Genomic DNA, 2438 nt, shown 5'->3' on the forward strand with positions numbered 1-2438 from the left:
AGCTCGACGAGGCTGCGTTCTAAACCTGCGCGAGCAGACGCAAAAACCCCCTTTTCCGAATGGAATTGGGGGTTTTTGCGTCTGCTCGTCGGGATTCGATGAGGGACAGGCAAACTGGACCGCATGACCGAAGCCCGTGGCATCCTGCTGGTCGTCTCGCTGATGGCGACGACGGCGCTGACCCTCGCTCTTGGGATCACCGATCCGGCTGCCCCGATGTCCTACCCGACCAAGTTCCTGGTGTGGAACCTGGTGCTGGCCTGGATCCCGATGGTGTTGGCGATCGCGTTCGATCTGGTCGAGCGCCGACTGTGGTTGCTGCCGCTGGGCCTCGGTTGGCTGGCGTTCCTGCCGAACGCGCCCTATCTGGTGACCGATCTGGTCCACCTCGGCGAGGGTTACGAACTGTGGCGCCACGTGCTGCAGTACGGATTCGCCGCGTGGACCGGGATCCTGCTGGGAGTGGTGTCACTCCTGTTGGTACACCGCCGGCTGAACGACGAGTTCGGCGGGTTCTGGGGCTGGCTGGCCGTCGTGTTGTCCGTCGCGGCCTGCGCGGTCGGTGTGGTCATCGGCCGCTTCCAGCGATGGAACTCCTGGGATCTGGTAACCCGGCCGGATGCGGTGGTCGCGGCGACGTTCGACTGGATGCGCGCACCGCTGTCCTATGTGCAGTCGACGGGCGTCGCGGTAGCTGTCGCGGCCTTCTTCGGGTTGGCCTATCTGACGATCTGGGCGCTCAATGGACTGCGCTGAACGACTGTGTTCTGATCGTTACCAAGGTTTATCCCATTTGCCACAGGGGTAACTTCAGTAACAGCGCCGCGCACCTGCGGCCGCAGTGAAAAGAAAGAGGCGAATGGAACATCACCATGAACACAGTCCTGTATCTCAGCGTCAACGGCGCCGTCTATGAAACCCGGGCCTACAGCACCGCCGACATAAACCAACTCGTCCATGACCGCGGGTTGCACTGTCTGACCTCCGCCGATCGGCAATTCGACTTCTGGTTCAGCCCGTCCACGCACTCGTGCCAGCGCCACGTGAACCGCAAGGCCACCGAACTCCTGCTGGCCACAACAGAGTTCACACCCAAGACGGTTCCTCTGCTGCGCGGGTGTGTCGTTGTCGCCACGCACGACGCCGACGGTGAACTCGACGGGCTCAGCTGGCAACAGCTGGATCTCCTGGCTCGCCGCGGCCAGTCGCTGACCAAGCAGCAAAAGCGGGCACTCGGCCGGCACATCAACCGCGCCGAGGACCGCCGAACCGACCCGCTCACCGCCGCACGCTGCGAAGGGTCGCATCACGTCGCCTTCAGCCGCGTCCGCGCAACCAGCCGACGGGCCTGGTCCGAATGACCGAGCAGGGCGATTCGAACGGCCCAGGCACCGAAAATGTTGTGGTGGAACATGTTCGTGTCGGCGATGTCTTGTCCCTGTCCGGTGACGACGATCCGCGGACCCACGTCTTCCGCGTTGCCAAGGTGGAATTGCGCAACAAGCTGTCCACCGGCGAACAACCGAGGGTGATCCTGACCTCCGAGCCGACCGGGGCCGGCACGCCGATGGTGCTGGATTACCCGACGGGCACCCGACTACGCAAGATCATCGGCCGCCCGAGCGGATAACCGTCCGCCTCAGACCGGCGATTCATGGGCCAATGCCCGGTACCCTTTGGCTCCTGCCCGGTCGACGGCCGCGCGGACCAACCCGAAAACCAGTCCCTGGATAGCTGCTGCCGTCAGGGCTTTGGCGGCGGACCGATTCAGATCCTTGGGATCGGGCGGTTCGCGGTTCGGCTCATCGATGCGCTTCCAGATCTGGGTGAACAACGCGCCGGCCAACAGGCCCCCGCCCACGCTTGTCGCCATCGACAACGGCATGTACAGCACTTTCGAGACTCGGCTCACGGATTCTCCTCACAACGGCTGCCAGTGCGGATACCCGGAACCGGGCAGATCTAACGGCTCATGTCTGTTCCAGGTTTTGCCCGAGCCCGCGTCGGGCACTGCTGTGAGAGAAGCAGTACGCCCGGGGAAGGCCCACGATGACTACTCAACAGAAAACGATCAACGAACCGTCCACAGCACAGCTACTGGGCCAATTGCAGGAGCAGACGACACGACTGGTCCGCGACGAGCTCCGGTTGGCGCAACGCGAGTTCCACGAATCGGCGCGTCACGCCGGCATCGGCGCCGGGTTGATCAGTGCCGCCGGCCTGCTGGCGGTGCTGGGCCTGATGACGGCCATCGCCGCCGCCGTGGCCGCGATCTCGCTGGCCCTGCCGGTATGGGCTGCCGCGATCATCGTCGCTGCCGCGCTGTTCATCGGCGCCGCAGTGGCCGCGATGGTCAGCCGCAGCCACGCGAAGCAGGTGCCACCACCTGCCGCCGAATCGGTCGACAGCGTCAAGCAGGATCTCGATGAGCTCAAGGA

The 2438-nt window shown here is 64.3% G+C and carries 5 protein-coding genes; 4 read left to right on the forward strand and 1 reads right to left on the reverse strand.

Annotated elements, in window-relative coordinates; all coding sequences use genetic code 11:
- The first annotated feature begins 123 nt into the window (after positions 1-123).
- From IMZ11_RS42080 to IMZ11_RS42090, 3 genes are all read left to right on the forward strand, one after another.
- Positions 124-756, forward strand: coding sequence for a DUF1361 domain-containing protein (locus IMZ11_RS42080; RefSeq protein ID WP_003881708.1), 633 nt, complete (start codon positions 124-126; stop codon positions 754-756).
- 116 nt (positions 757-872) lie between these two features.
- The gene (locus IMZ11_RS42085) at positions 873-1361 is read left to right on the forward strand and encodes a hypothetical protein (RefSeq protein ID WP_003881709.1); all 489 of its coding nucleotides are present in this window, start codon (positions 873-875) and stop codon (positions 1359-1361) included.
- Positions 1358-1630, forward strand: coding sequence for a hypothetical protein (locus IMZ11_RS42090; protein WP_003881710.1), 273 nt, complete (start codon positions 1358-1360; stop codon positions 1628-1630). The genes IMZ11_RS42085 and IMZ11_RS42090 overlap by 4 nt, the downstream gene beginning before the upstream one ends.
- Before the next feature lie 9 nt (positions 1631-1639).
- On the opposite strand, the gene IMZ11_RS42095 is transcribed toward IMZ11_RS42090, so the two are convergent.
- Positions 1640-1912 (reverse strand): DUF4235 domain-containing protein, encoded by a 273-nt coding sequence (locus IMZ11_RS42095; protein WP_061262157.1) that lies wholly within the window; start codon positions 1910-1912, stop codon positions 1640-1642.
- Between the two features lie 137 nt (positions 1913-2049).
- Between IMZ11_RS42095 and IMZ11_RS42100 the strand changes: the two genes are divergently transcribed.
- Positions 2050-2438, forward strand: a 389-nt coding sequence (locus tag IMZ11_RS42100; RefSeq protein ID WP_228649111.1) for a phage holin family protein, incomplete at its 3' end; no start/stop codon positions are given.

This window comes from Microtetraspora sp. AC03309 (genome assembly GCF_020826795.1).
Classification (GTDB): domain Bacteria; phylum Actinomycetota; class Actinomycetes; order Streptosporangiales; family Streptosporangiaceae; genus Microtetraspora; species Microtetraspora glauca.